The 358-nt window shown below is 62.3% G+C and carries 1 protein-coding gene; it reads left to right on the top strand.

Annotated features, from left to right (window positions below; genetic code table 11):
- Positions 1 to 119 precede the first annotated feature (119 nt).
- Positions 120 to 358: PEP/pyruvate-binding domain-containing protein (locus tag B2Z70_RS07060; protein ID WP_292982131.1), on the top strand; the 239-nt coding region annotated here is incomplete at its 3' end.

Below are 358 nucleotides of genomic sequence, written 5' to 3'. Positions count from 1 at the left end.
TGCTTGCGCGCTTCCGTGCTGCGGTGCACAAAGTCGCCGATTTCAGCCGCATCGAGGGCTGATGAATTATTGCTCCATGGACCGTGGTCCATGTGGTCCAAGTTGTAGGGATTGCCTTGATGAGTAACGACACGGTCTTCACCTTCGGCGGAAACGCGCCGCATACGAATGCAAGGCAGAAGGACAAGACCGTGACCGGCGGCAAGGGCGCCAACCTCGCCGAAATGGCGAGCATCGGCCTGCCGGTCCCGCCGGGCTTCACCATCGCGACCGAGGAATGCCTCACCTATCTCGCCGGCGGCAGCGACTTCACCGCCAAGCTGCGCAGCGATGTCGCCGCCGCGCTGAACCATGTCGA

The organism is Oceanicaulis sp. UBA6590, assembly GCF_002433705.1.
Lineage (GTDB): Bacteria > Pseudomonadota > Alphaproteobacteria > Caulobacterales > Maricaulaceae > Oceanicaulis.
Note: the sequence above shows the minus strand (reverse complement) of the source record. Positions and strands in the feature narration are given on the sequence as shown.